General features: G+C 33.3%; 22 protein-coding genes. 16 read left to right on the top strand and 6 right to left on the bottom strand.

Annotated features, from left to right (window positions below; genetic code table 11):
* Positions 1-20: 20 nt before the first annotated feature.
* Positions 21-149, bottom strand: coding sequence for a hypothetical protein (locus tag KWG70_RS17870; protein ID WP_262910617.1), 129 nt, complete (start codon positions 147-149; stop codon positions 21-23).
* Positions 150-222: 73 nt separating this feature from the next.
* Positions 223-576, bottom strand: coding sequence for a 4Fe-4S dicluster domain-containing protein (locus KWG70_RS07225; RefSeq protein WP_230935326.1), 354 nt, complete (start codon positions 574-576; stop codon positions 223-225).
* Positions 577-656: 80 nt separating this feature from the next.
* Here KWG70_RS07225 and KWG70_RS07230 point away from each other — a divergent pair, with 80 nt between their 5' ends.
* The 8 genes from KWG70_RS07230 (at position 657) to KWG70_RS07265 (ending at position 9147) form a co-directional block, all read left to right on the top strand.
* A complete protein-coding gene (locus KWG70_RS07230) occupies positions 657-1718 on the top strand; it encodes an acyl-CoA reductase (protein ID WP_230935327.1) in 1062 nt (353 codons plus the stop codon).
* 105 nt (positions 1719-1823) lie between these two features.
* A complete protein-coding gene (serC, locus tag KWG70_RS07235; RefSeq protein ID WP_230935328.1) occupies positions 1824-2885 on the top strand; it encodes a 3-phosphoserine/phosphohydroxythreonine transaminase in 1062 nt (353 codons plus the stop codon).
* 10 nt (positions 2886-2895) lie between these two features.
* On the top strand, positions 2896-3846 hold the full coding sequence (locus KWG70_RS07240) for a D-2-hydroxyacid dehydrogenase (protein WP_230935329.1): 951 nt from the start codon (positions 2896-2898) through the stop codon (positions 3844-3846).
* Positions 3847-3953: 107 nt separating this feature from the next.
* Complete coding sequence (locus KWG70_RS07245) at positions 3954-4589, top strand: DUF937 domain-containing protein (RefSeq protein ID WP_230935330.1); 636 nt, start codon at positions 3954-3956, stop codon at positions 4587-4589.
* Between the two features lie 208 nt (positions 4590-4797).
* Positions 4798-5226 (top strand): DUF6146 family protein, encoded by a 429-nt coding sequence (locus tag KWG70_RS07250; protein ID WP_230935331.1) that lies wholly within the window; start codon positions 4798-4800, stop codon positions 5224-5226.
* Between the two features lie 27 nt (positions 5227-5253).
* Positions 5254-5751: a DUF6787 family protein gene (locus KWG70_RS07255; protein WP_230935332.1), complete on the top strand. Its 498-nt coding sequence runs from the start codon at positions 5254-5256 to the stop codon at positions 5749-5751.
* A 368-nt stretch (positions 5752-6119) separates the two neighbouring features.
* Positions 6120-8519, top strand: coding sequence for a TonB-dependent receptor (locus KWG70_RS07260; protein WP_230935333.1), 2400 nt, complete (start codon positions 6120-6122; stop codon positions 8517-8519).
* A 58-nt stretch (positions 8520-8577) separates the two neighbouring features.
* Positions 8578-9147 (top strand): type 1 periplasmic binding fold superfamily protein, encoded by a 570-nt coding sequence (locus KWG70_RS07265; protein ID WP_230935334.1) that lies wholly within the window; start codon positions 8578-8580, stop codon positions 9145-9147.
* A 54-nt stretch (positions 9148-9201) separates the two neighbouring features.
* On the opposite strand, the gene KWG70_RS07270 is transcribed toward KWG70_RS07265, so the two are convergent.
* Both KWG70_RS07270 and folE read right to left on the bottom strand, forming a co-directional pair.
* A complete protein-coding gene (locus tag KWG70_RS07270) occupies positions 9202-9486 on the bottom strand; it encodes a hypothetical protein (RefSeq protein ID WP_230935335.1) in 285 nt (94 codons plus the stop codon).
* Between the two features lie 53 nt (positions 9487-9539).
* Positions 9540-10136: a GTP cyclohydrolase I FolE gene (gene folE, locus KWG70_RS07275; protein ID WP_230935336.1), complete on the bottom strand. Its 597-nt coding sequence runs from the start codon at positions 10134-10136 to the stop codon at positions 9540-9542.
* A 217-nt stretch (positions 10137-10353) separates the two neighbouring features.
* On the opposite strand from folE, the gene KWG70_RS07280 reads away from it, so the two are divergent.
* Positions 10354-12864 carry a DUF5916 domain-containing protein gene (locus tag KWG70_RS07280; RefSeq protein WP_230935337.1) on the top strand — a complete coding sequence of 837 codons (2511 nt, stop codon included), beginning with the start codon at positions 10354-10356 and terminating at the stop codon, positions 12862-12864.
* Between the two features lie 49 nt (positions 12865-12913).
* Complete coding sequence (locus KWG70_RS07285; RefSeq protein ID WP_230935338.1) at positions 12914-13576, top strand: ABC transporter ATP-binding protein; 663 nt, start codon at positions 12914-12916, stop codon at positions 13574-13576.
* Between the two features lie 48 nt (positions 13577-13624).
* Here KWG70_RS07285 and KWG70_RS07290 read toward each other — a convergent pair whose 3' ends face one another.
* Entirely contained in the window at positions 13625-14080 is a 456-nt protein-coding gene (locus tag KWG70_RS07290) for a hypothetical protein (protein ID WP_230935339.1), read from the bottom strand.
* 93 nt (positions 14081-14173) lie between these two features.
* On the opposite strand from KWG70_RS07290, the gene KWG70_RS07295 reads away from it, so the two are divergent.
* A complete protein-coding gene (locus KWG70_RS07295) occupies positions 14174-14938 on the top strand; it encodes a TIGR02757 family protein (RefSeq protein WP_230935340.1) in 765 nt (254 codons plus the stop codon).
* A 45-nt stretch (positions 14939-14983) separates the two neighbouring features.
* Positions 14984-15262, top strand: coding sequence for a hypothetical protein (locus tag KWG70_RS07300; RefSeq protein ID WP_230935341.1), 279 nt, complete (start codon positions 14984-14986; stop codon positions 15260-15262).
* Between the two features lie 72 nt (positions 15263-15334).
* Here KWG70_RS07300 and KWG70_RS07305 read toward each other — a convergent pair whose 3' ends face one another.
* On the bottom strand, positions 15335-17224 hold the full coding sequence (locus KWG70_RS07305; protein ID WP_230935342.1) for a M61 family metallopeptidase: 1890 nt from the start codon (positions 17222-17224) through the stop codon (positions 15335-15337).
* A gap of 103 nt (positions 17225-17327) precedes the next feature.
* On the opposite strand from KWG70_RS07305, the gene KWG70_RS07310 reads away from it, so the two are divergent.
* From KWG70_RS07310 to KWG70_RS07325, 4 genes are all read left to right on the top strand, one after another.
* A complete protein-coding gene (locus tag KWG70_RS07310) occupies positions 17328-18335 on the top strand; it encodes a glycosyltransferase family 2 protein (protein WP_230935343.1) in 1008 nt (335 codons plus the stop codon).
* Positions 18336-18383: 48 nt separating this feature from the next.
* Positions 18384-18824, top strand: coding sequence for a nuclear transport factor 2 family protein (locus KWG70_RS07315; protein WP_230935344.1), 441 nt, complete (start codon positions 18384-18386; stop codon positions 18822-18824).
* A 108-nt stretch (positions 18825-18932) separates the two neighbouring features.
* Positions 18933-20858 carry a BatA domain-containing protein gene (locus KWG70_RS07320; protein ID WP_230935345.1) on the top strand — a complete coding sequence of 642 codons (1926 nt, stop codon included), beginning with the start codon at positions 18933-18935 and terminating at the stop codon, positions 20856-20858.
* On the top strand, positions 20855-22108 hold the full coding sequence (locus tag KWG70_RS07325) for a dihydroorotase (RefSeq protein WP_230935346.1): 1254 nt from the start codon (positions 20855-20857) through the stop codon (positions 22106-22108). Before KWG70_RS07320 ends, KWG70_RS07325 begins: the two co-directional genes overlap by 4 nt.
* The last annotated feature ends 1 nt before the right edge of the window (position 22109 follow it).

A 22109-nucleotide genomic window follows, 5' to 3' on the forward strand; every position in this document is an offset into this window, starting at 1 on the left:
ATTTATTTCTTAGTATAGTATTATCTTAAAAACATCAACTTCAGTATGATATAGATGACATAAAGAAATACGCAACCCGTAACAATCATAAGTGTACAACCTAAGTGCTTCCAAAATCCGTTATACTCTTCTTTGTCTTTGTGCTCCATAAAGGCAATTTAAACAAAAAACCCCAAGCAATAAGCTAGGGATTCAATTTTATAATTAAATATTTTGTATTGCTTAATCATCAGGATGCATAAAGCGTTGCTTTCCAAGCAGTACCTCTTCTGTTTCCACATGGTCATCATCAGGAACACAACAATCTACAGGACATACAGCTGCACATTGTGGTTCTTCATGAAACCCTTTACATTCTGTACATTTATCGGGAACGATATAATAAATCTCATCGCTAATAGGCTCTTGTGCTTCATCTGCATTAACAGCATTACCGTTTGGTAAAACAACATGTCCTCCTAAACTCGTACCATCTTTATATCTCCAATCATCTGCGCCTTCATATATCGCTGTATTAGGACATTCAGGTTCACATGCGCCACAGTTGATACACTCATCTGTTATTATAATTGCCATAGTAATTTTTCTTTTAAATAAGCTTGCGTAAATTTGCAGTTGCAAAAATAAAGCCAAAACATCGTATAACCAAACACAATATGGATTTACAACAAAGAATTAACGCTTTTTCCAAACTGGGCGATTTTTTAAGTCAGTTTTCTTCGGAAGGCATCGAAAAAAAAGACAACATTATAAATAACGATTTGTTTTTTAACGGCTTTAAACATCAAATCAAATTAGCACAAGAGCATAACGGTTGGTTTACAAAAGAGAACATATTATTTGCTTTAGACGGATGGTCTAACCAATTGACTGATAGTAATATTAAACAATGGTTATCAAAGTATAAGTTTACTACCGAAAACTTAAAAATCATAGCTATTATTATGGCAGGAAATATTCCGCTAGTAGGCTTTCATGATTTTTTGTCTGTATTAATTTCTGGTCAAAATGTTTTGGTGAAACAATCGTCTAATGACAAACATCTTTTACCCTATTTAGCCAAATATTTAGAGCATGTAGAACCTGAATTCAAAGGTCGAATTTCATTCACCGAAGGTAAGCTAGACGATTTCGATGCAGTTATCGCAACAGGAAGTGATAATACAGCGCGCTACTTTGAATATTATTTTAAAGACAAGCCTTCAATCATTAGAAAGAATCGAAACTCAGTAGCTGTATTAACTGGAAACGAGACCGAAGACGAACTGAAAGCACTTTCCGAAGATATTTTTAGATATTATGGTTTAGGATGCCGAAATGTATCTAAACTGTTTGTTCCTGAAGGATATGACTTTGACAATTTCTTTAAAGGAATGTATGACTGGAATCCAATCATAAACCAAGCAAAATATGCCAACAATTATGATTATAACAAGGCTGTGTATTTAATGAGCGAATTTGAAATGTTAGAAAATGGGTTTCTGATGATTAAAGAAGATGACAATTTCTCTTCTCCTATCGCGACAGTTTTTTATGAACATTACAAGTCAAAAGAACAATTGACAAATATTTTAAAAGAGAAGGCAGAACGTATTCAATGTGTTGTTGGTAATGGCATACTGGACAATGAAATTAAATTTGGCCAAACACAATTGCCTAACTTATGGGATTATGCCGATGCTATAGATACTATTACGTTTTCGTTGACAATCTGTTAATAAAATATCGATATTATATCTCGTTTTTTAGCAGAAATCACCACCTTTGTGAGAAGTGAAAATACAACTTATTTTTTCGTTAATTCGGAATTAAAATCTACATAAATGAAAAGACATAATTTTAGTGCAGGTCCATGTATTTTACCTGGTGAAGTACTACAGAAAGCTTCTGAAGCAGTGATAAATTTTGACAATGGATTATCACTCTTAGAAATATCACATCGAAGCAAGCCCTTCGTAGACGTGATGGAGAATGCAAGAGCGCTGGCTTTAGAATTACTTGGACTTGAAGGTAAAGGTTATAAAGCGTTATTCTTACAAGGAGGTGCAAGTACACAGTTTTTAATGGTGGCACTCAACATGCTCGAAAAAAGAGCAGGATATCTTAATACTGGAACTTGGAGTGACAAAGCGATAAAAGAAGCTAAAATATATGACGACATCTATGAAGTAGCCTCGTCTAAAGATGCAAATTATAATTATATCCCAAAAGGATATGATATCCCAACAGATTATGACTATTTTCACTGTACATCCAATAACACCATTTTTGGAACACAGATGAAAGAATTCCCTAACTCTCCTATCCCAATGGTTTGTGATATGAGTAGTGACATTTTTTCACGCCAATTGGATTTTTCGCAATTCGACTTAATCTATGCTGGAGCTCAAAAAAATATGGGACCTGCAGGAGCTACTCTAGTTGTTGTTAAAGAAGATGTATTAGGAAAAGTGTCACGAAAAATTCCTTCTATGATGGATTATAAAGTACACATAGGCAAAAGCAGTATGTTTAATACACCTCCTGTTTTTTCGGTGTACGTATCTATGCTAACCTTACAATGGTTAAAGGACCTTGGAGGCATAGCTGCTATAGAAAAAGAAAATGATAAAAAAGCCCAGTTAATTTATTCAGAAATTGATCTCAACCCACTATTTAAAGGGTTTTCTACAAAGGCAGATCGATCAACCATGAATGCAACATTCACTTTAGCTAATGACCATTTAAAAGAAACCTTTGAAACTATGGTTAAAGAAGCTGGAATAAATGGCCTTAATGGTCATAGAAGTGTTGGTGGTTACCGAGCATCTATGTATAACGCCTTGTCTCTTGAAAGCGTTGGTATTCTTGTGGATGTTATGAGTGAATTAGAAAGAAAAGCATAAATAAAATTAAATGAAAGTATTAGCAAACGATGGTGTTTCGCAAAGCGGGATTACAGCATTAGAAAATGCTGGTTTTGAAGTTCTAACTACAACTGTTGCCCAAGAACAATTAATCAATTATATAAATGAGAATGACATTGATGTTCTTCTAGTAAGAAGTGCGACTAAAGTTCGAAAAGACTTAATCGACGCTTGTGCTAATTTGAAAATAATTGGTCGTGGTGGTGTTGGCATGGATAATATTGATGTTGAATATGCTCGCGGCAAGGGAAAACATGTTATTAATACACCTGCAGCATCTTCTCAATCTGTTGCAGAGTTAGTTTTTGCTCACTTATTTGGAGGTGTTCGTTTTTTACATGATTCGAATAGAAACATGCCTTTAGATGGTGACACAAAATTTAAAGCTTTAAAGAAAAACTATGCTAAAGGTGTAGAATTACGAGGAAAAACACTTGGTATTATTGGATTTGGAAGAATTGGTCGTGAAGTTGCAAAGATTGCATTGGGTATTGGAATGAAAGTTATTGCTAGCGATAAATTTGTAGGTAAGGCGAATGTGAAAGTTGAATTTTATAACGGACAGTTTATCAACGTGGAAATTGAGACAGAGCCAATGAAAGATGTTTTACAACATGCAGACTTCATTACTTTACATGTACCAGCACAGAAAGAATATGTAATTGGTGACAAACAATTCAATCTAATGAAAGATGGTGTTGGAATAGTTAATGCTGCACGTGGTGGTGTTATCGATGAAGTTGCTTTGGTCAAAGCCATAGAGTCTGGCAAAGTTGCTTTTGCCGGTTTAGACACTTTTGAAGAAGAACCAACTCCTGCTGTTCAAGTCTTGATGAATGGACGCATTTCTTTAACACCTCATATTGGAGCCGCAACAAACGAAGCTCAAGATAGAATCGGAACAGAATTGGCAGATCAAATCATTAGTATTTTGAATTAATTGGTCAAAATTGTGACCAAAACAAAAAAGAGGAGTCCTAATATATGTTAGGACTTTTTTTCGTAAATTGAATGTCCAATTTATATTAACTTTATTCAAACAATATTATGTCAGGAATTTTAGACTTATTAAACAGTGACCTCGGTAAAACAATAATTAGTGGTGTATCGAACGAAACAAGACAACCACAAAACAAAACCCAAGATGTATTAACTATGGCGCTACCAGTGTTAATGAAAGCCATGGAGCGAAATGCAGCTACACCTCAAGGCGCTGAAGGGTTAATGGGAGCACTAAAAAGCAAACACGATGGAAGCATTTTAGACAATCTTGGCGGCTTATTTGGTGGCGGAGTTAATGAAGAGGTAAAAACTGATGGTGATAAAATTTTAGGGCATGTTCTAGGCAACAGAAGACAAGGTGTTGAAAAAATTATTGGTGAAAAATCTGGTATAGACATTGGATCTGTTGGTAATATTCTTAAAGTTGCGGCACCAATATTAATGGGTGTTTTAGGAAAACAAACAAGACAAAACAATGTAAGTTCTCCAAATGATTTAGGTGGCTTATTAGGTGGCTTACTTGGAGGAAATAGTGCTCAAAAAGAACAAGGTTTCTTAGAGAAGATTTTAGATGCCGATGGTGATGGAAGTGTTATTGATGATGTTGCAGGAATGGTTTTAGGTAACTCAAAGAAAAAAGGCGGACTTGGTGGTTTGCTAGGTGGACTTTTCGGGAAATAAAACAACCTATACGTTATATATTTAAGCCAAACCTTGTGTTTGGCTTTTTTTATATCCAATTCACTCACTCAAATACAGTATTCACTCATTACTGTTTTTCAAAGAGATATTTACCACATACTTTTGATATATCAAAAAAACTAATAATTGAAATCTAAAAAGCACATAGTGCTTCGGAATGATTTTCGTAACTTTAAAAGAAAAAACAATGAAACATTTTTTAACCCTTTTTGTAATAACATTTTTGTTATTTAATTGTGGGGCAACGCAAACAACAAACGAACCTGAGCTTGCAGATGTACCAGAAGAAGATATTGTTAGAATTTCTAACGACGATATTGAATATGAAATTATAATTATTGAACCTGGTTTTAATGGATGGCTTGCTTCTATTGCCAGACCTGAAGGGTACTACTCTCAATCATTTCTTGAAGCAAGAAACAGAATCCTTGTGCAGGAGTGGAATACTAGAGTTTTACAGGTTAACAGATTTGACCCTAGCCTTTACGAATTGCCAATTGATTACAAAGCTAATGTTGATTATGGCTATGATGTAAACTATAAACTTTATAATTATTTTATTTATTTCCAATTAACATACAAACAGCAATTATCTACATTTGTTCCTAGAATTTAGAGTATCTTTGCATAGCAAAAACAAGCTATGTTTAAAGACTTCAAATCAAACTGGGACATACAACAACATTGGCACCTTATTTTTCCTATATTAGGATTAATAGGTTTAGGATATAGCGCCTATAAGTTATCATTTGTATTTACAAAGTCTTATCACATTTCAATAACAATAACACTTTCTGTGGTATTGTTTTTTTTATTACTCAAATTGACCCTCTTTATTTTTAAAAAATTGAAGAATAAGTGGGTTGTTAAGCATCGTTGGGAAATGATTCGAATTTTCATTGTATTTGCCATTACAGGCTCCTCTTCGGTATATGTAGGGCGACCAATAATGGATCTTTTAGGAATTACTAAAGAAAATTTAAATCCTTTTGTTTATTGGGTTTTATTCATTATCATTGGCCTAATTTTCTACCAAATTCTGCTAGTGACTTTTGGTTGGCTCTTTGGTCAGTTTAAGTTTTTCTGGGAATTTGAAAAGAAAATACTCAAACGCTTTGGTTTAGGGAAATTTATTAATTAATGACAAACGTAAAACAACATATCACTATTAGACTTGCATCATTATTGCTTGCATTTGTATTGGTGTTGCCTTCTGTTGTTAAATTTTCTCATGCTTTAAGCAGTCACGAACATGAGGTATGTTTTGTTAAAAGTCAAACGCATTTTCATAATATTGATATTGACTGCGAATTTTATAAGTTTAAGCTAAGTAATAGTCTATATATTCAACTAGAAAATTATTCCTTAACAGCGAATGATAAGTTGTATAAACCTATTACTACTTATCATAATTTCTTAAAAAGTCATCAGCACTTATCCTCATACCTAAGAGGTCCTCCTACTTTAATGTAATTTTAAGAATAGCATCTTTACATTAAATAATTTTCAATGAAATATTATATTTTATGCATTGTGATATCAATTTTTGGTATAAGCAATGCTCAAGATTGTTCGTTGACGTTATTAGGAGAAATTACTGATTTTCATGACAATACTCCTATAGCTTCAGCAAACATCTATATCAAGAATTTTGACCGTTACATAATTTCTGATTTAGACGGTAAGTTTAAAATAGAAAACCTGTGCAAAGGAGAATTAACATTAGTAATTTCTCATGTTGGTTGTGAAACAAAAACAGTGACTTACAACATTGTAAGTGATGTCTATAAGTCTATTGTTTTAGAACACCATATTGAGGAACTGAATGAAGTCTCTATTAAAGGTAATAGCACAAAAAAGGAAACAAAAACGGCTCAAGAAACCGTAATCAAAGCAAAAACATTAGATAGGTATAGTTCTTTAAATTTAGGTGATGCCTTAAAAGAAGTATCTGGTGTCTCGTCTATCAATACAGGTAACAGTATAGTTAAGCCTATGATAAATGGTATGCATAGTAGTCGCCTTTTAATTTTAAACAATAATGTGCGTTTACAAGATCAGGAATGGGGTATTGAACATGCTCCTAATATTGATATAAATTCTGCAGAACAGATTTCGGTTATTAAAGGCTCAGGAACATTAGCTTATGGCGGAGATGCTATTGGAGGAATAATTGTGATTAATCCTTCCAATATTAGACTTAAAGATACCATATATGGAAAAACAATCCTTGGTGGGCAAACCAATGGTAGAGGTTACAGTATTGCGACAAACTTTAATTCAAATTTTAGCTCAGGATGGTTTGCGAACGTTCAAGCTAGTTTGAAAAAAAATGGAGATTTTGAAGCACCAGATTATATCTTAACCAATACAGGCAATGTATCAAAAGGTATATCATTTCATGGTGGTAAGAAAAAGTTTGAAAGTGGTTTTGAATTGTTCTATAGTTATGTGAATAATGAAATTGGTATTTTACGAGCATCTCATATAGGAAATATTAGCGATTTAGTATCAGCAATTAATACGCAACAACCATTAGTTGTTGACGATTTTAGTTATGATATCAATTCTCCTAAACAAGAGGTTACTCATCATTTACTAAAAGCATCTTATTATCAGAGGTTTAAAAACTTTGGAAAACTTACGTTGCAATATGATTATCAAAACAACCAACGTTTTGAATTTGATGTTCGCGTAGGTGACGATAGAAACAAACCAGCTTTAGATTTAACACTTCAAACTCATACAGTGACTGCAGATGTTATTTTGGATGCAAAAAGTATATACAAATTAAATTTTGGTGTACTGGGACGTTATCAAGATAATTTTGCTAACCCAGATACAGGTGTAAGACGTTTAATACCAGACTATCAACGCTATGATTTTGGAACGTATATCACTTCAGAATGGGGTATTAATGATCGATTAACCTTAGATGCAGGAATACGATATGATTTTAATAGAATTGATGCTAAAAAATTCTATCAAACTAGTCGTTGGGAAGAACGTGGTTATGATGAAGATTTTGGTTCAATTATTATTGAAGATTTAGGAACTCAACTCCTGACTAACCCTGTTTTTAATTTCCATAATTTTTCTGTTGCTACTGGTATGAAATATGACTTGAATGATAACAGCTTTATCTCTGGAAATTATGCCTTAGCAAGTAGACCTCCAAATCCGTCAGAATTGTTTAGTGATGGCTTACACCATTCGGCCGCTAGAATAGAACTAGGTGATTTACGCCTTGATCAAGAACTATCAAATCGTTTATCAGCCAGTTATTCTTACAATCAAAGCGACCTAAATGTATTAATTGAAGCGTTTTATAACAACATTACGGACTTTATGTATTTACAGCCTACAGGAATTGAGCAAACAATAAGAGGTGCTTTTCCCGTTTGGAGTTACCAACAAACCAATGCTGCATTATATGGAATAGACTTATCATTAAATTACAAATTTGCAAAGTCTTTAGATTTTACAAACAAATCGTCTTTCATAAAAGGAGATGATTTAAAAAATGATACGGCATTAATTGACATACCTGCATTTAATACAATAAATGAAATTAGATATGTCAACCCTAAATGGAATGACTTTTCAACAAGTTTAAAAAGTGAGTGGGTGCTTGAACAAACTAGGTTTCCAGATTATAATTTTGAAACCTTTATTGCTACTACAAATGAAACTGTTTTGGTAGATATTAGTTCGCCTCCTCCTGCTTATCACTTATTGCATTTTTATAGCAGTATTAACTTTAATATTGCTAAGCACACTAAGCTAAATGTAGCCCTATCTATTAATAACATATTTGATACTAATTATAGATCATATTTAAACAGACTGAGATATTTTGCTGATGACCTCGGAAGAAATGTGATGTTACAATTACAATTAAATTATTAACAAAAATTATTTTTAAAAACGAATTACCATGATTATCAAAAATTTAAAATTAGAAACAATGAAAACCATAAAAATATTGGCATTTATTTTATGCACTTCAGCATTAATTACTTCATGCTCAAATGATGACGACAATCCTCCTCCTGTAAATGAGGAAGAAGTAATCACAACACTAACTGCAACATTAACACCAGTTGGAGGCGGAACAGAAATCACCTTACAAACTAGAGATTTGGATGGTGACGGTCCAAACCCTCCAGTTATAACTGTTTCAGGGCCTTTAGCTGTTGGAACTACTTATAATGGCAGTTTAGAACTTTTAAATGAAACAGAAACACCTGCCGAACTTATCAATACAGAAATTTTAGGAGAAGATGACGAACATCAATTTTTCTTTCAATCAACAAACAGTATTGCTACGTTTACTTATAGCGATACAGATGGTGATGGTAATCCTTTAGGATTGGAATTTACGCTAACAACTGCTGGTTCTGCTGGTTCAGGAAATATTACGATTATACTTCGTCACGAACTTGATAAAAACGCTACAGGGGTAAGTGATGGTGATATAACCAATGCTGGTGGAGATACAGATATTCAAACTTCGTTTACGGTGATGTTACAATAAAATGCATTTCCAAAAACTAAAAATCCCTTTCATTGGTTTGAAAGGGATTTTTATTTACGCTTCTATTATTGTTGCTTTCTCTTTACTAAACACATAGGTGTAAATCCACATTAAAGTAAAGGTTGGAATAACGTCCATAAAAGGTAAAGCTTCTTCTACAAATGATATTACAGCCGCAATTTTTCCTTTTTTGCCTTTATACAATTTGGTCATTAACCAAGCCGAAGCTGGAGCCCAAATAAAATCAAAAGGTGGGAATATAAATGAAAGATAGCCTAAAGCATCAAAGAGAAGACTTAACGCTAGTTTTTTGTGTTTTGAAATGTGTTCTAATGTCATAGTTGTATTTGTAATTCGCTTATAGTAAAGCAAATAGTGTTCCAAATCATAAACTATGACAGTTTTTCACTAATAAGTTTTAAAAACTCAGTTCGAGTCTCCATATTTTTAAACGCACCACGAAATCCAGATGTAGTTGTTGTAGAATTTTGTTTCTGTACACCTCGCATCATCATGCACATATGGGATGCCTCAATAACCACGGCAACACCTTCAGGTTTTAATGTATTGTTAATACAATCTAAGATCTGTTCGGTTAAACGCTCTTGCACTTGCAAACGTCTGGCAAACACATCAACAATTCTAGGCAATTTACTCAATCCAACGATATGTCCGTTAGGAATATAGGCAATATGCGCTTTTCCGAAAAACGGTAAAATATGATGTTCACATAATGAATATAACTCAATATCTTTTACAATAACCATCTCATTATAAGATTCCTTAAACATGGCACTCTTTAATATTTCGGCAGCATCTTGATTATAACCTTGCGTTAAAAACTGCATGGCTTTAGAAGCACGTTCAGGCGTTTTTAAGAGTCCTTCACGCTTTGTGTCTTCTCCTAATTCTTCAATTATTTGCTCATAGCGTTGTTTAACATCATCAGTAACTTGAATATTATATTCCTCAAATTTTTGGTAAGGCATTATATGTCAGAATTAAATTTTATTAAATGTAAGTAAAAAAAATCAGACAAAATTTTAATATTCTATTATCAAAAGATTAACAGTAAGCTAACCTTTTTAACGTTTGCTTATGAAAATTGAGCGATTTGCATGGGTAGATTTGTACCCCTAACTGTAACAAATAAAAAAATCTAGTGTCTATATGTTAATCAGCCACTAATCATCAATCAATATAAAAATGAAAATCCGCTTACTGCTTCTCATATTAGTGCTTTCTATTAGTTATTCTCATAGTCAAGATACAATACCAAAAAAGCTACTTCAGATTAAACGAACAAACATTGCGCCCAAGATTGATGGTGTTCTAGATGACAAAGTATGGGAAGATGCCGATATAGCTACCGATTTCATACAGTTTAGACCAGACATGGGAAAAGCCGCTACCGAGGACATAAAAACCATTGTAAAGTTGGCCTATGATGATACAGGAATTTATGTTAGTGCTTACATGTACGATGACCCTAATCTAATATCAAAACAGTTTACTAGTCGCGATAATTTTGGGCAATCCGATTTTTTCTTAATTGTTCTCAATCCTAATAATGACGCACAAAACGACACCGAATTTTTCGTTTTTAGCTCTGGAACACAAGCAGATGCTGTGGCAAATCCTAATAGTGGTGAAGACTTTAGTTGGAATGCTGTTTGGGATAGCGCAGTTAAAATAAATGATGACGGATGGTCTGTAGAAATGAAAATACCATATCGAGCTTTGCGTTTTTCTACTGATGTTGAAACATGGGGACTTCAGTTTCATAGACGATTTAGACGAAACAATGAACAGTACACATGGAATCCCTTAGATGTTACCAAAGGTAATATAGGTCTTTATCATGGTGAGCTCAAAGGGATAAAGGACATCCACCCTCCTGTTCGACTCAATTTATACCCTTTTGCCTCAACAGTTTTTGATAATATGGCTAGACCTCAATTCAATCTTGGTATGGATGTGAAATATGGTATTACCGAAAATATCACTTTAGATGCGACCCTTATACCTGATTTTAGTCAAGCTGGTTTTGATAATCTAAGCCTTAACCTAGGGCCATTTGAACAAACTTTTAGTGAACAAAGACAATTCTTTACTGAAGGTGTTGATCTGTTTAGCAAAGGTAATCTGTTTTTTTCCAGACGTGTTGGAAACGCACCAACAGGAAGTGTAGATCTTACAGAGGATGAAGAGCTTGTAGATTATCCAAATGAAGTTAAAGTTTTAAATGCGGTTAAAGTTTCAGGACGCACAAAAAATGGATTAGGAATAGGGTTCTTTAATGCTATTACTGAAAAAACCGATGCATCAATTAGAAACAATGTTACTGGTGAAATTAGAAAGGAAACGGTAGAACCATTCACTAATTATAACATTCTTGTACTTGATCAACAATTCAATGGAAATTCGTCAATAGGAATCGTAAACACCAATGTACTTCGAGAAGGTAGCTTTAGAGATGCCAATGTAACTGCTTTAGTTGGTAATATTTCTAATAAACGAAACACCTATAATATTAGAGCAGATGTAAAGATGAGTAATCGTAATCTTTCCACTGGTACCGAAACTGGTTTGAGTTCTTTTTTCCTTATAAGAAAATCACATGGAAAAGTAAGATATAGTTTTGATCATAGATTTTCTGATGAAGAATTCAATATTAATGACTTAGGGCTTAACTTTAGAAATAACCTTAACAATTTTGGTGTTGACGCATCTTATCAGATTTTTGAAGCAACAGAAAAACTGAATCAATTTAGAATAAATGGTTGGTATAACTATAGACGTTTATATAGACCTAGTACATTTACTGGTCAGAATGCAGGTATAAATGTATTTGGTAATACAAAAAAGACACTAATGGCCTTTGGTGGAAATCTCAACTATCAAATGGGTAAACAATTTGATTTTTTCGAACCTCGTGATTTTGCAAACAAGCGTTTCTTTATTTATGAAGATCGTGTAAACGGAAATGTTTGGATCTCTACTAATTATAATAAACCATTTGCCATTGACGCCAATGTTGGTGGAGCCTTAATGTTTGAAGATGTAAGAACTGATTATTCAACCCTATGGTTTGGTATAAGTCCTAGATTTCAATTTAATGACAAGTTCTTAGTGTCCTATTCTTTTAATTATCAGAATGAATTAAATGATAGAGGTTATGCAAATAACTCTAATGATTTGGATAATGAAATTGTATTTGGAGAACGCGACCAAAAAACCATTACCAATAGTGTCTCAGGAAGTTATAATTTTAACCCATTTAATTCATTAAACCTTACGTTTAGAAATTATTGGACCACAGTGCATTATGACGCGAATCCATTTTTCTTACAGGACAATGGCAGACTCTTACAATCTGATGATAGTTTTGAAGACTTAGGATTAGGCGATTCAAATATAAACTTTAGCACGTGGAATATTGATTTGAGCTACTCATGGCAATTTGCTCCAGGTAGCTTCTTGACAGCGCTTTACAGAAATCAATTATTCAACTCCAATACACGTTCTGATGATAGTTTTGTGGATAGCCTTAATAATTTATTAGATCAAGACATGCAACATATCTTATCTTTAAGACTGCAATATTTTATCGATTATAGTGGTATCAAACAAATCTTTAAAAAGAGAGACAGAAACGCCGAGAAGTTAAGTCGTTTATCACGAGCTTCAAATTCTAGTTCACAACAGGTACTATAATTATCATTTCTCATTTTAAAATGGTATTTTCGAAGTTCATTTCAATAGGATGATCAAAGCAAAAAACATTCATAAATATTATGGAGATCTGCATGTTTTAAAAGGTGTGGATCTTGATATTAATAAAGGAGAAGTTGTATCCATCGTTGGTGCTTCTGGTGCAGGAAAAACAACATTGCTCCAAATCATAGGCACTTTAGATCAGATAAGCACAAATAACTCAAGCGAACTTGTAATTAATAATGTGTCTATTCCGCAATTGGCAGACAAGGCCTTGGCAAAATTTAGAAATGAACACATTGGCTTTATCTTCCAATTTCATCAGTTATTACCAGAGTTCACAGCTTTAGAAAATGTATGTATTCCAGCTTTTATTTTCGGAAAATCTCAACATGAAGCCGAAACACGCGCTAAAGAATTGCTGGACTTTTTAGGATTATCACATCGCTATGATCACAAACCCAATGAACTTTCGGGAGGTGAACAACAACGTGTAGCTGTGGCTAGAGCATTGGTAAATAATCCTAGTTTGATTTTTGCCGATGAACCGTCTGGGAACCTAGATAGTGAATCTGCAGAAAATTTGCACAACCTCTTTTTTAAACTTCGCGACGAGTTTGGCCAAACCTTTGTTATTGTAACACATAATGAGGAATTAGCGAACATGGCCGATAGAAAGTTAACCATGGTTGACGGGAAAATTGTTGGGTAATTAAAGTTTTTTTACTTTTTTTCCAATTCTTAATAGAGTTAGATAACTTTATTCCACAACAATCTTACTTCGATATTCGATCTCAACACGCTTCCCAAAAGTAAAATCATAGTAATTCGCTTCTCCTTTTTTACCTTCAACTTCTAGCTTTGCACGTCCTGTTTCAAGTCCATTTTTATCAAAAGCCTTCACGTAAATAATGTCCTTAAAATCCTGATCGAAAATAATATATAGCGTAAGTAAGTTGTCTTTACCGCCTTGTGGATTATTAGATATTGAGTACTTCCCAGTACTTAAACCACTTGCCTTCAAATCTGAAGACATGGCTATTTTTACCTCTAAAGTTTTATCAATTCCTTCCGAAACACCTTCTATAAATTCGGTAGCCGATTTCCCTACAGCTTCTCCTCCTGCATTAATTGTTTCTTGAGTTTTATCTTTTACACGTTGGCAAGAGACTAATGTGAATACACATAATAAGGTGATGTAGATTGATGTTTTCATAATATAAGGTTATACTCACAAAATTAGCAATTCTAAACTATTGCAACAACTATTAAAGTAATGTAAATTTGTAAGTATTAAAGTCATAATCATTTGAATAAAATAGAGCTTAAAGAATTTTTAGACGCTAAGGTTGAACAATACAATCATCCGCGATTCATTGAAAGTGACCCTATCCAAGTCCCTCATCAGTTTTCAAAAAAAGAAGATATTGAAATTTCAGGATTTCTAACAGCAACCATAGCTTGGGGAAACCGTAAAAGCATTATTAATAATGCCAATAGAATGATGATATTACTTGACCAAGCGCCTTACGATTTTGTTAAGAATCATAACGAATCAGATTTGGAGACATTAGATAGTTTTGTACATCGCACGTTTAATGGTTTAGATTTTATTCAATTTATAAAAAGCTTAAAGCATATCTACAACAATCATGGTGGCTTAGAAGCTGTCTTTTCTACAGGCGTAGAAAAGAATAACCTTCAGTTGGCAATCCACAGATTCAAATCCATTTTTTTCGAAATAGAACATTTAGAACGTACTAAAAAACACGTGAGTGATCCTTTAAAAAATTCGGCAGCTAAACGTATCAATATGTATTTGCGATGGATGGCAAGACAGGACAATAATGGTGTAGACTTTGGTATTTGGAACAGTATCTCTCCTGCTCTACTCTCTTGCCCTTTAGACGTACACTCAGGAAATGTAGCTAGAAAATTAAAACTTCTCAAGCGAAAACAAAACGACGGAAAGGCGTTACTTGAACTTGATACAGCCTTAAGAAAATTAGATTCCAATGATCCCGTGAAGTATGATTTTGCATTATTTGGATTAGGGGTTTTTGAAGGCTTTTAATTTTTTTATATTTGTAGTCCCCTAGCTAATCTAAAATTAACCAAAATGAAATATTCTTTTAAATTAAAGAAATCTCAACTTAAGTCTGTTTTTTCTAACAAAATGGGGTTTAAAAGTTTAACTATTCAGAATAAAAATGACGTGCAAAACGCTATAAATACTGTACTCATGTTTATTGAATTAGAAGACAAACTTGTACCAATTAATTTCTCATATAATTTTCTGAATAACTCAATTACGTTTGAACTAACATACCAATCCAGTTCTGATAAAAAATTGTTTTTCGACTCTATCAGAAAATTTGAAAATTATATAACTGGCTAGCGACTTAATAAAAAAAGCTGACAAATAGTACTATTTATCAGCTTTCCTCTATGATTGTAAAGACTATTTGATTTAGCCTTTCAACCAAGCCTTTCTTGTATTTATCTGAGCATCTGTCGCATTTTCAGCCTCTATAATACTACGAGATGTCGTAAACGACGGGACTAATTTAGCCTCGACTACAACTTCTTCACCATCACGTTCTAATACAACTTTAATATCATCGCCTTCTTTCCATTGGTACATAGCACCAAGCATTGCTTGTGCATTCTGCATTGTTAAGGCTTCTCCATTTACAGTTTTAATAATATCATTTGGCATCACACCTTGATCTGCCCAAAAACTATTGTTTTTTACACCTTCAGAAAAGAAGATCTCTCCTTTTTCCTGATTGGCACCAAAAATAAAACCTGATCCACTTTGAATGTAACTTGTAGGCACTCTTTTTTCACCAAATGTTAATCCTACTTTTTCAAAGAACTTTGAGTAGTCTATTGGTGTTCCTCCAACAACATGAGTGTTTAAAAACTCACCCACAGAAGGATAAGTCATCTCAGTGATTTCTGCAATGATATTATCATCAACGAATGGTTTTTCTTTTCCATACTTAGCAGATAACTCTTTCATTAATGACAACATACTTCTATTTCCATCGCTTTCCTCACGCATTAAAATATCAATACACATACCAATCAAAGCACCTTTCATATAAACATTGTAATAGTTAGTTGCATAAGGTTCTTCAAGTACATTTTCACTCATTGTCGTAAAGCTCATCGAATCATCCATGTTTTTAGACACTTGGATTTTTTGATTCATCGTAGCATAATAAGTATCAGCATCTACTAAACCTTCATAAATCTGGAAATGCTGTGCAAAATATTCGGTTACACCTTCATACATCCATAAATGTTTTGAGAATGTAGGGTCATTATAATCAAAGTAGTGTACATCTTCAGAATGTACAGAAAGTGGTGTTACAATGTGAAAGAACTCATGTGCAACTACATCTGTCATTGATGCTGCTAATTGCTCTTTAGATGAGTTTTCACCGAGCACTACAACAGTTGATGTGTGGTGTTCTAACGCACCAAATCCTTTAGGTGCTTTTTCAGTACCGTCAGATAGGTATAAATAAATATCATAACGTGGCGTACTATTGACGTCGCCTAAATATGCTTTTTGAGCCTCCATCATTTTGTAAACCGTCTCTTTCATACTCGCAGCACTATGTACTTTGTTTGGAGAGTAGACACTTAATACAATCTTAATATCACCAACCATAAACTCTTCTACATCTAGTTTACCATACATCATTGGATTATCAGTGATGTCAAAATAACGTGGCGCAAAATATGATGTCGTGATTTGTGTTCCGTCAGAACTTGAAGTTGTATTTCTAGTTTCTAAAGCAGATGTACGTTCAAAATTAGCAGGAGCTGTTACGTCTAATGTATACTGTGCATTTTTTAAAGAATCAAAATATCCTATAAAACCGTGTAAATTTAATACGTAGTTGTCTGGTTCAATATTTGTTCCTGCAGGTGAAAAAGGAACATCTCCTCCAATACCACCACTCACTTCTTGATCGAACGTATCATTAACCATATACTCTATTTTATCAAGCTCCTTTGCGTTTGCAATGGTCCAAGTATTCGTATTTTCTTTAACGACAGTCATTTCTTTACCGTTATAGTCAAATGCTTTAAAATCGTCAACATACTTTCCGAAGTCACTCACAGAGTACGTACCTTGAACAACCTTAGGTAATCTGTACGTCACTACCTCTTCGGTGAATCGTCCAGGGTTTATAATTACAGGTGCTTTATCGTCAGTAACTGCAGATAAGTTGATAGATGTTGAAATTGGATTTGCTGTCGCTAAGTCATTCACCGAAGACTTAGAAGAGCCACAAGCTACAAGTAATGCACTAGTAGCAAAAATTGATAGGATTTTTTTCATCGTAATGTTAATTGTTTTTCAGATATTTTTTATCTGACGCACAAAACTACAATCTGTTACCAGTAATTTAGCTAAGGTTTTGTTAAAATGGTACTTTTGTAACATGTCAAATCCCTTAATTAGTATTCTTACACCTTTTAAAAATACGGAACAATATCTTCCAGAATGTTTAGAATCCATTCAAAATCAAAGTTATCAAAATTGGGAGTTACTTATTGTTGATGATCATTCTAACGATAAAAGTTATGAGCTTGTGAATACTTTCGCAGCGCATGATAAGCGTATTAAATTATATAAAAATAAAGGTAACGGGATTATTAACGCATTGCGACTTGCTTTGTCCAAAAGTTCAGGAGACTATATCACTAGAATGGATAGTGATGATATCATGCATCCTGAAAAGCTAAGCATGATGCTCAACGATTTGCAAACTCATGGGAAGCAACATATCGCGTTGGGATTAGTAAAATATTTCAGTGATAATGGAATTGGAGATGGCTATGCTAAATATGAATCATGGCTTAACAATTTAACTCAATATGGACATAATTACACCGAAATCTATAAAGAATGTGTTATTCCATCTCCTTGTTGGATGTTACATCGTGATGATCTCCTTAACTGTCAAGATTTTATTCCTGAACGCTATCCTGAAGATTACGATCTCACATTTCGGTTTTATAAAAACAATATCAAATGTATTCCTAGTAACACCGTTTTACACTACTGGAGAGACTATAGCACTAGAGCTTCGCGAACAGATGAGCATTATGCCGAAAATCATTTCTTAGAACTAAAAGTCGATTATTTTTTAGAGCTTAATTATGATGCCTTCAGGCCGCTCACTATTTGGGGAGCAGGACAAAAAGGAAAAAAAGTTGCCCAACTATTAAAGACCAAGCATATTCCTTTTATTTGGATTTGCGACAACCCCAAAAAGATAGGAAAACACATCTATGATGAATTATTGCACAATTTCCAGTATCTAGAAGATCTTAAAAACCCTCAAAGCATTGTTACTGTTGCCAATGCTGAGTCTCAAAAAGAGATTACCTCCTATTTTCTAGAACAAGAAATGGTATCAATGATTGATTATTTTTTCTTTTGTTAGATTGAACTCTCAAAAATTTGTAATTTACTCTTAATAAAACAAGTCATTATGAAATATCTAATTGTACTATTAATTTTACCGTTTTCAGTGTTTAGTCAAAATTCTGAAAAAGACATAAAAGAGAAACTCATTCAGTTAAATGAGGATATTTACAAAGAATATGCACTTCATAAAAATGAAGCATTCTTTAATGAACATGTTAAAGATGATTTCATTTTAATAGCAGGTATTGGCATCACTGAAAGCAAATCACAGGCTATTAAAGGCATCAAGAATCTTAATGTTTCAAGTGTTGACGTTGTAGCTAATACAATTATCGTAAATGCAGATAGTGCCATTATTGTTGGCGTATTGAAATTAGATGGAAAAATCATGGGAAATCCAATTCCTAACATGCGCTATATGAGTGTATTTACAAAACATGAAGGGTTGTGGAAACTTCAAGCAAGAAGCATGACGCCTATTAGAGAAATGAAAAAAAAGCAATAGCCTTACTTTGATAATTAGATAAACGTTAAAATTCTCAAAAGCTAAAGCAACTAATCGCTTATCATTTTCTATATTTGATTCCAAACAAAAACAATCCCAAAAAAAGGAATGCAGTTTAAACACCCAGAACTTCTTTACGCTTTATTTCTGCTTATCATTCCAATTATTGTTCACTTATTTCAATTAAGAAAATTCAAGAGCGTCCCCTTTACTAATGTTCAATTTTTAAAGGAATTAACCATTCAAACACGTAAAAGCTCACAATTAAAAAAGTGGCTTACATTAATTACACGTTTATTGCTTTTGGCTTTTACTATCATTGCTTTTGCACAACCTTACATTTCAAATTCTGAAAGCTTCAATACAAAAAGTGAAACAGTTATTTATCTCGACAACTCATTTAGTATGCAATCACCAAGTACTAATGGCAGTTTGTTGAATTCGGCTATACAAGACATTATAGAAAACGTTGACGAGAATGAACAGCTTTCTATTTTCACTAACGATGCAAACTTTAATAATACGAGCATAAAAGCCATTAAAAATGAGTTGATCCAATTAAAGCACTCAGCAAATCAACTAGCTTATGATGCTGCCATTTTAAAAGGGAAAAAGTTATTCTCAAATGATGAAAGCAGCATCAAAAATCTCGTGTTAGTATCCGATTTTCAGCAAAAAGCTGAGGCCATAACTGCTACAAACGATAGCCTAATCAACTTGAAATTAGTACAGCTTAAACCTACAAATCAAAGCAATATTGGTATTGATAGTGTGTTTATATCAAAAACCACAGTAGAGAATATTGAACTCACCGTAGGTATAAAAAATCAAGGAGACCCTATAGAAACCTTGCCTGTGTCATTATATAATGATGATAAACTCATTGCAAAAACGGCTGTAAACATTAGTAATGAGACGACAACCAATTTCACAATCCCTGTAAACACTGTTTTTAATGGTAAGCTTGTTATAGAAGATAGTAATCTTCAGTATGATAATACCCTGTATTTCAATATTGATAGACGTGAAAAAATAAACGTTCTAGCTATAAATGAAGCTGATGATTTCTTTCTTAAAAAAATATATACAAGTGATGAATTTGAATACACATCATCAAATTTTAATGCGCTAAATTACAATACGATCGAACGTCAAAATTTAATTATTTTAAACGAATTAAATACAATTCCAAACGCTCTCATTACGACGTTGAAATCATTTACCGACAACGGAGGAAGTATTTTAATAATACCTTCAGTAAATTCAACTTTAATCGCTTATAATCAATTGTTTAACCAGTATAACCTTTCTAATTTTGGTGCTATTAATTCGATAGAAAAAAAGATTACAACGATTAATTTTTCACATCCGCTACTTAACAATGTATTTGATAAACGTGTTAACAATTTTCAATATCCAAAGGTAAATTCATTTTATACCAATGCAACAAACTCTGTCAACTCTATTTTAAGTTTTGAAGATGGAATGTCATTTTTGGCGCAATCAGGAACTGCCTTTAGATTTTCAGCAGCTTTAGATCCTGCAAATTCGAATTTTAAAAACTCTCCGCTAATTGTTCCTGTGCTCTATAATATTGGAAAACAAAGCTTGAAAACTGGCAATCTATTTTACACTATTGGACAAGAAAACAGTATAGATATTGCAACGCAATTACAACAGGACGATATTTTAACACTCGTAAATGGTGACAATTCTGTAATTCCTTTGCAGCAAACCTATGACAATAAAGTGGAGCTTATTACAAACACTTATCCAGACATAGCTGGTATTATCTCGGTTAAAAATAAAGATAGTTTTCTTAAAAATTTAAGCTTTAATTTTAATAGAAATGAAAGTCAATTAAATTACTTTGATATTCAAAACATTGCGAATACCAGTATGAATAATTCGGTGGCTACAGCCATAAGTGATATCAAAAGTGCAACGAATGTTAATGAACTATGGAAATGGTTTGTTATTTTTGCAGTGATTTTCTTAATCATCGAAATGCTTATCTTAAAATTTCTGAAATGAACGTACTTGTAAAATCCGCCACTATAGTTGATCCTAAAAGCGATTTTCACAATCAAACCGTTGATATTTTAATAGAAAAAGGGACCATCTCCCAAATCTCTAAACGCATACAAAATCCAAAAAACTACAAAGAAATAAGATTAGATAACCTCCATGTATCTCAAGGCTGGTTTGATAGTAGTGTGAGTTTTGGCGAACCCGGTTTTGAAGAACGTGAAACTATAGATAACGGACTCCAAACAGCCGCTTACTCAGGTTTTACAAGTATAGCAGTAAATGCCAATACAAACCCTGTTATCGATTCATATGCTGATATTTCATTTTTAAAATCAAAAGCTGCAAAACATGCAGTAAACCTCTATCCTATTGGAGCTTTAACCAAAAACAGTGATGGTATAGAGCTAGCTGAGTTATTTGATATGAAAACAGCTGGAGCCGTAGCTTTTTATGATTACCAAAAACCTATTTCAAATCCGAATCTCATGAAACTAGCCTTACAATATGCTAGTAACTTTAGTGGATTGGTGTGTTCATTTCCACAAGAATCAAAAATTAGTGGATTGGGAGTCATGAATGAAAATGTGACAAGTACGTCATTGGGACTAAAAGGAAATCCTGCCTTAGCAGAAGAATTACAAATAGCAAGAGACTTGTTTATTTTAGAATACACCGAAGGGAAACTCCATATTCCAACAGTATCTACTGCAAAATCTGTCGCGTTAATTAGAGCGGCGAAACAGAAAAAACTAGATGTCACTTGTAGTGTTGCTATTCATAATATCTTATATACAGATGAACAACTCAACACCTTTGACACCAACTATAAAGTATTACCTCCTTTGAGAACTCAAAATGATATTGATGCACTTGTTGACGGACTAAAAGACGGTACTATCGATATGGTGACTAGCGATCATAATCCTTTAGATATCGAGCACAAAAAAATTGAGTTTGATTATGCTAAATATGGTACCATTGGACTTGAAAGTGCCTTTGGAGCTTTGAATTCTATATTCACAGTAAAGAAAACCATAGAATTATTGACTAAAGGTAGAGAACGGTTTGGTTTAACAACAACTCCTATTGCAGTTGGTAATGATGCTAATGTATCGCTTTTCAATCCAAGTGGAAATTATACCTTTTCAGATGACAACATCTTATCTACATCTAAAAACGCTATATACAAAGGAAAAGAACTCAACGGAACTGTATATGGTATTGTAGCAAATAACCAACTACTAATCAAATAAA

It is taken from the genome of Psychroserpens luteolus (genome assembly GCF_021032705.1).
Lineage (GTDB): Bacteria > Bacteroidota > Bacteroidia > Flavobacteriales > Flavobacteriaceae > Psychroserpens > Psychroserpens luteolus.

Excerpts from the sequence above, each read along its gene's own strand:
- KWG70_RS17870 (WP_262910617.1), bottom strand. The coding sequence starts at position 149 with ATGGAGCACAAAGACAAAGAAGAGTATAACGGATTTTGGAAGCACTTA.
- KWG70_RS07225 (WP_230935326.1), bottom strand. The coding sequence starts at position 576 with ATGGCAATTATAATAACAGATGAGTGTATCAACTGTGGCGCATGTGAA.
- KWG70_RS07230 (WP_230935327.1), top strand. The coding sequence starts at position 657 with ATGGATTTACAACAAAGAATTAACGCTTTTTCCAAACTGGGCGATTTT.
- serC (WP_230935328.1), top strand. The coding sequence starts at position 1,824 with ATGAAAAGACATAATTTTAGTGCAGGTCCATGTATTTTACCTGGTGAA.
- KWG70_RS07240 (WP_230935329.1), top strand. The coding sequence starts at position 2,896 with ATGAAAGTATTAGCAAACGATGGTGTTTCGCAAAGCGGGATTACAGCA.
- KWG70_RS07245 (WP_230935330.1), top strand. The coding sequence starts at position 3,954 with ATGTCAGGAATTTTAGACTTATTAAACAGTGACCTCGGTAAAACAATA.
- KWG70_RS07250 (WP_230935331.1), top strand. The coding sequence starts at position 4,798 with ATGAAACATTTTTTAACCCTTTTTGTAATAACATTTTTGTTATTTAAT.
- KWG70_RS07255 (WP_230935332.1), top strand. The coding sequence starts at position 5,254 with ATGTTTAAAGACTTCAAATCAAACTGGGACATACAACAACATTGGCAC.
- KWG70_RS07260 (WP_230935333.1), top strand. The coding sequence starts at position 6,120 with ATGAAATATTATATTTTATGCATTGTGATATCAATTTTTGGTATAAGC.
- KWG70_RS07265 (WP_230935334.1), top strand. The coding sequence starts at position 8,578 with ATGAAAACCATAAAAATATTGGCATTTATTTTATGCACTTCAGCATTA.
- KWG70_RS07270 (WP_230935335.1), bottom strand. The coding sequence starts at position 9,486 with ATGACATTAGAACACATTTCAAAACACAAAAAACTAGCGTTAAGTCTT.
- folE (WP_230935336.1), bottom strand. The coding sequence starts at position 10,136 with ATGCCTTACCAAAAATTTGAGGAATATAATATTCAAGTTACTGATGAT.
- KWG70_RS07280 (WP_230935337.1), top strand. The coding sequence starts at position 10,354 with ATGAAAATCCGCTTACTGCTTCTCATATTAGTGCTTTCTATTAGTTAT.
- KWG70_RS07285 (WP_230935338.1), top strand. The coding sequence starts at position 12,914 with ATGATCAAAGCAAAAAACATTCATAAATATTATGGAGATCTGCATGTT.
- KWG70_RS07290 (WP_230935339.1), bottom strand. The coding sequence starts at position 14,080 with ATGAAAACATCAATCTACATCACCTTATTATGTGTATTCACATTAGTC.
- KWG70_RS07300 (WP_230935341.1), top strand. The coding sequence starts at position 14,984 with ATGAAATATTCTTTTAAATTAAAGAAATCTCAACTTAAGTCTGTTTTT.
- KWG70_RS07305 (WP_230935342.1), bottom strand. The coding sequence starts at position 17,224 with ATGAAAAAAATCCTATCAATTTTTGCTACTAGTGCATTACTTGTAGCT.
- KWG70_RS07310 (WP_230935343.1), top strand. The coding sequence starts at position 17,328 with ATGTCAAATCCCTTAATTAGTATTCTTACACCTTTTAAAAATACGGAA.
- KWG70_RS07315 (WP_230935344.1), top strand. The coding sequence starts at position 18,384 with ATGAAATATCTAATTGTACTATTAATTTTACCGTTTTCAGTGTTTAGT.
- KWG70_RS07320 (WP_230935345.1), top strand. The coding sequence starts at position 18,933 with ATGCAGTTTAAACACCCAGAACTTCTTTACGCTTTATTTCTGCTTATC.
- KWG70_RS07325 (WP_230935346.1), top strand. The coding sequence starts at position 20,855 with ATGAACGTACTTGTAAAATCCGCCACTATAGTTGATCCTAAAAGCGAT.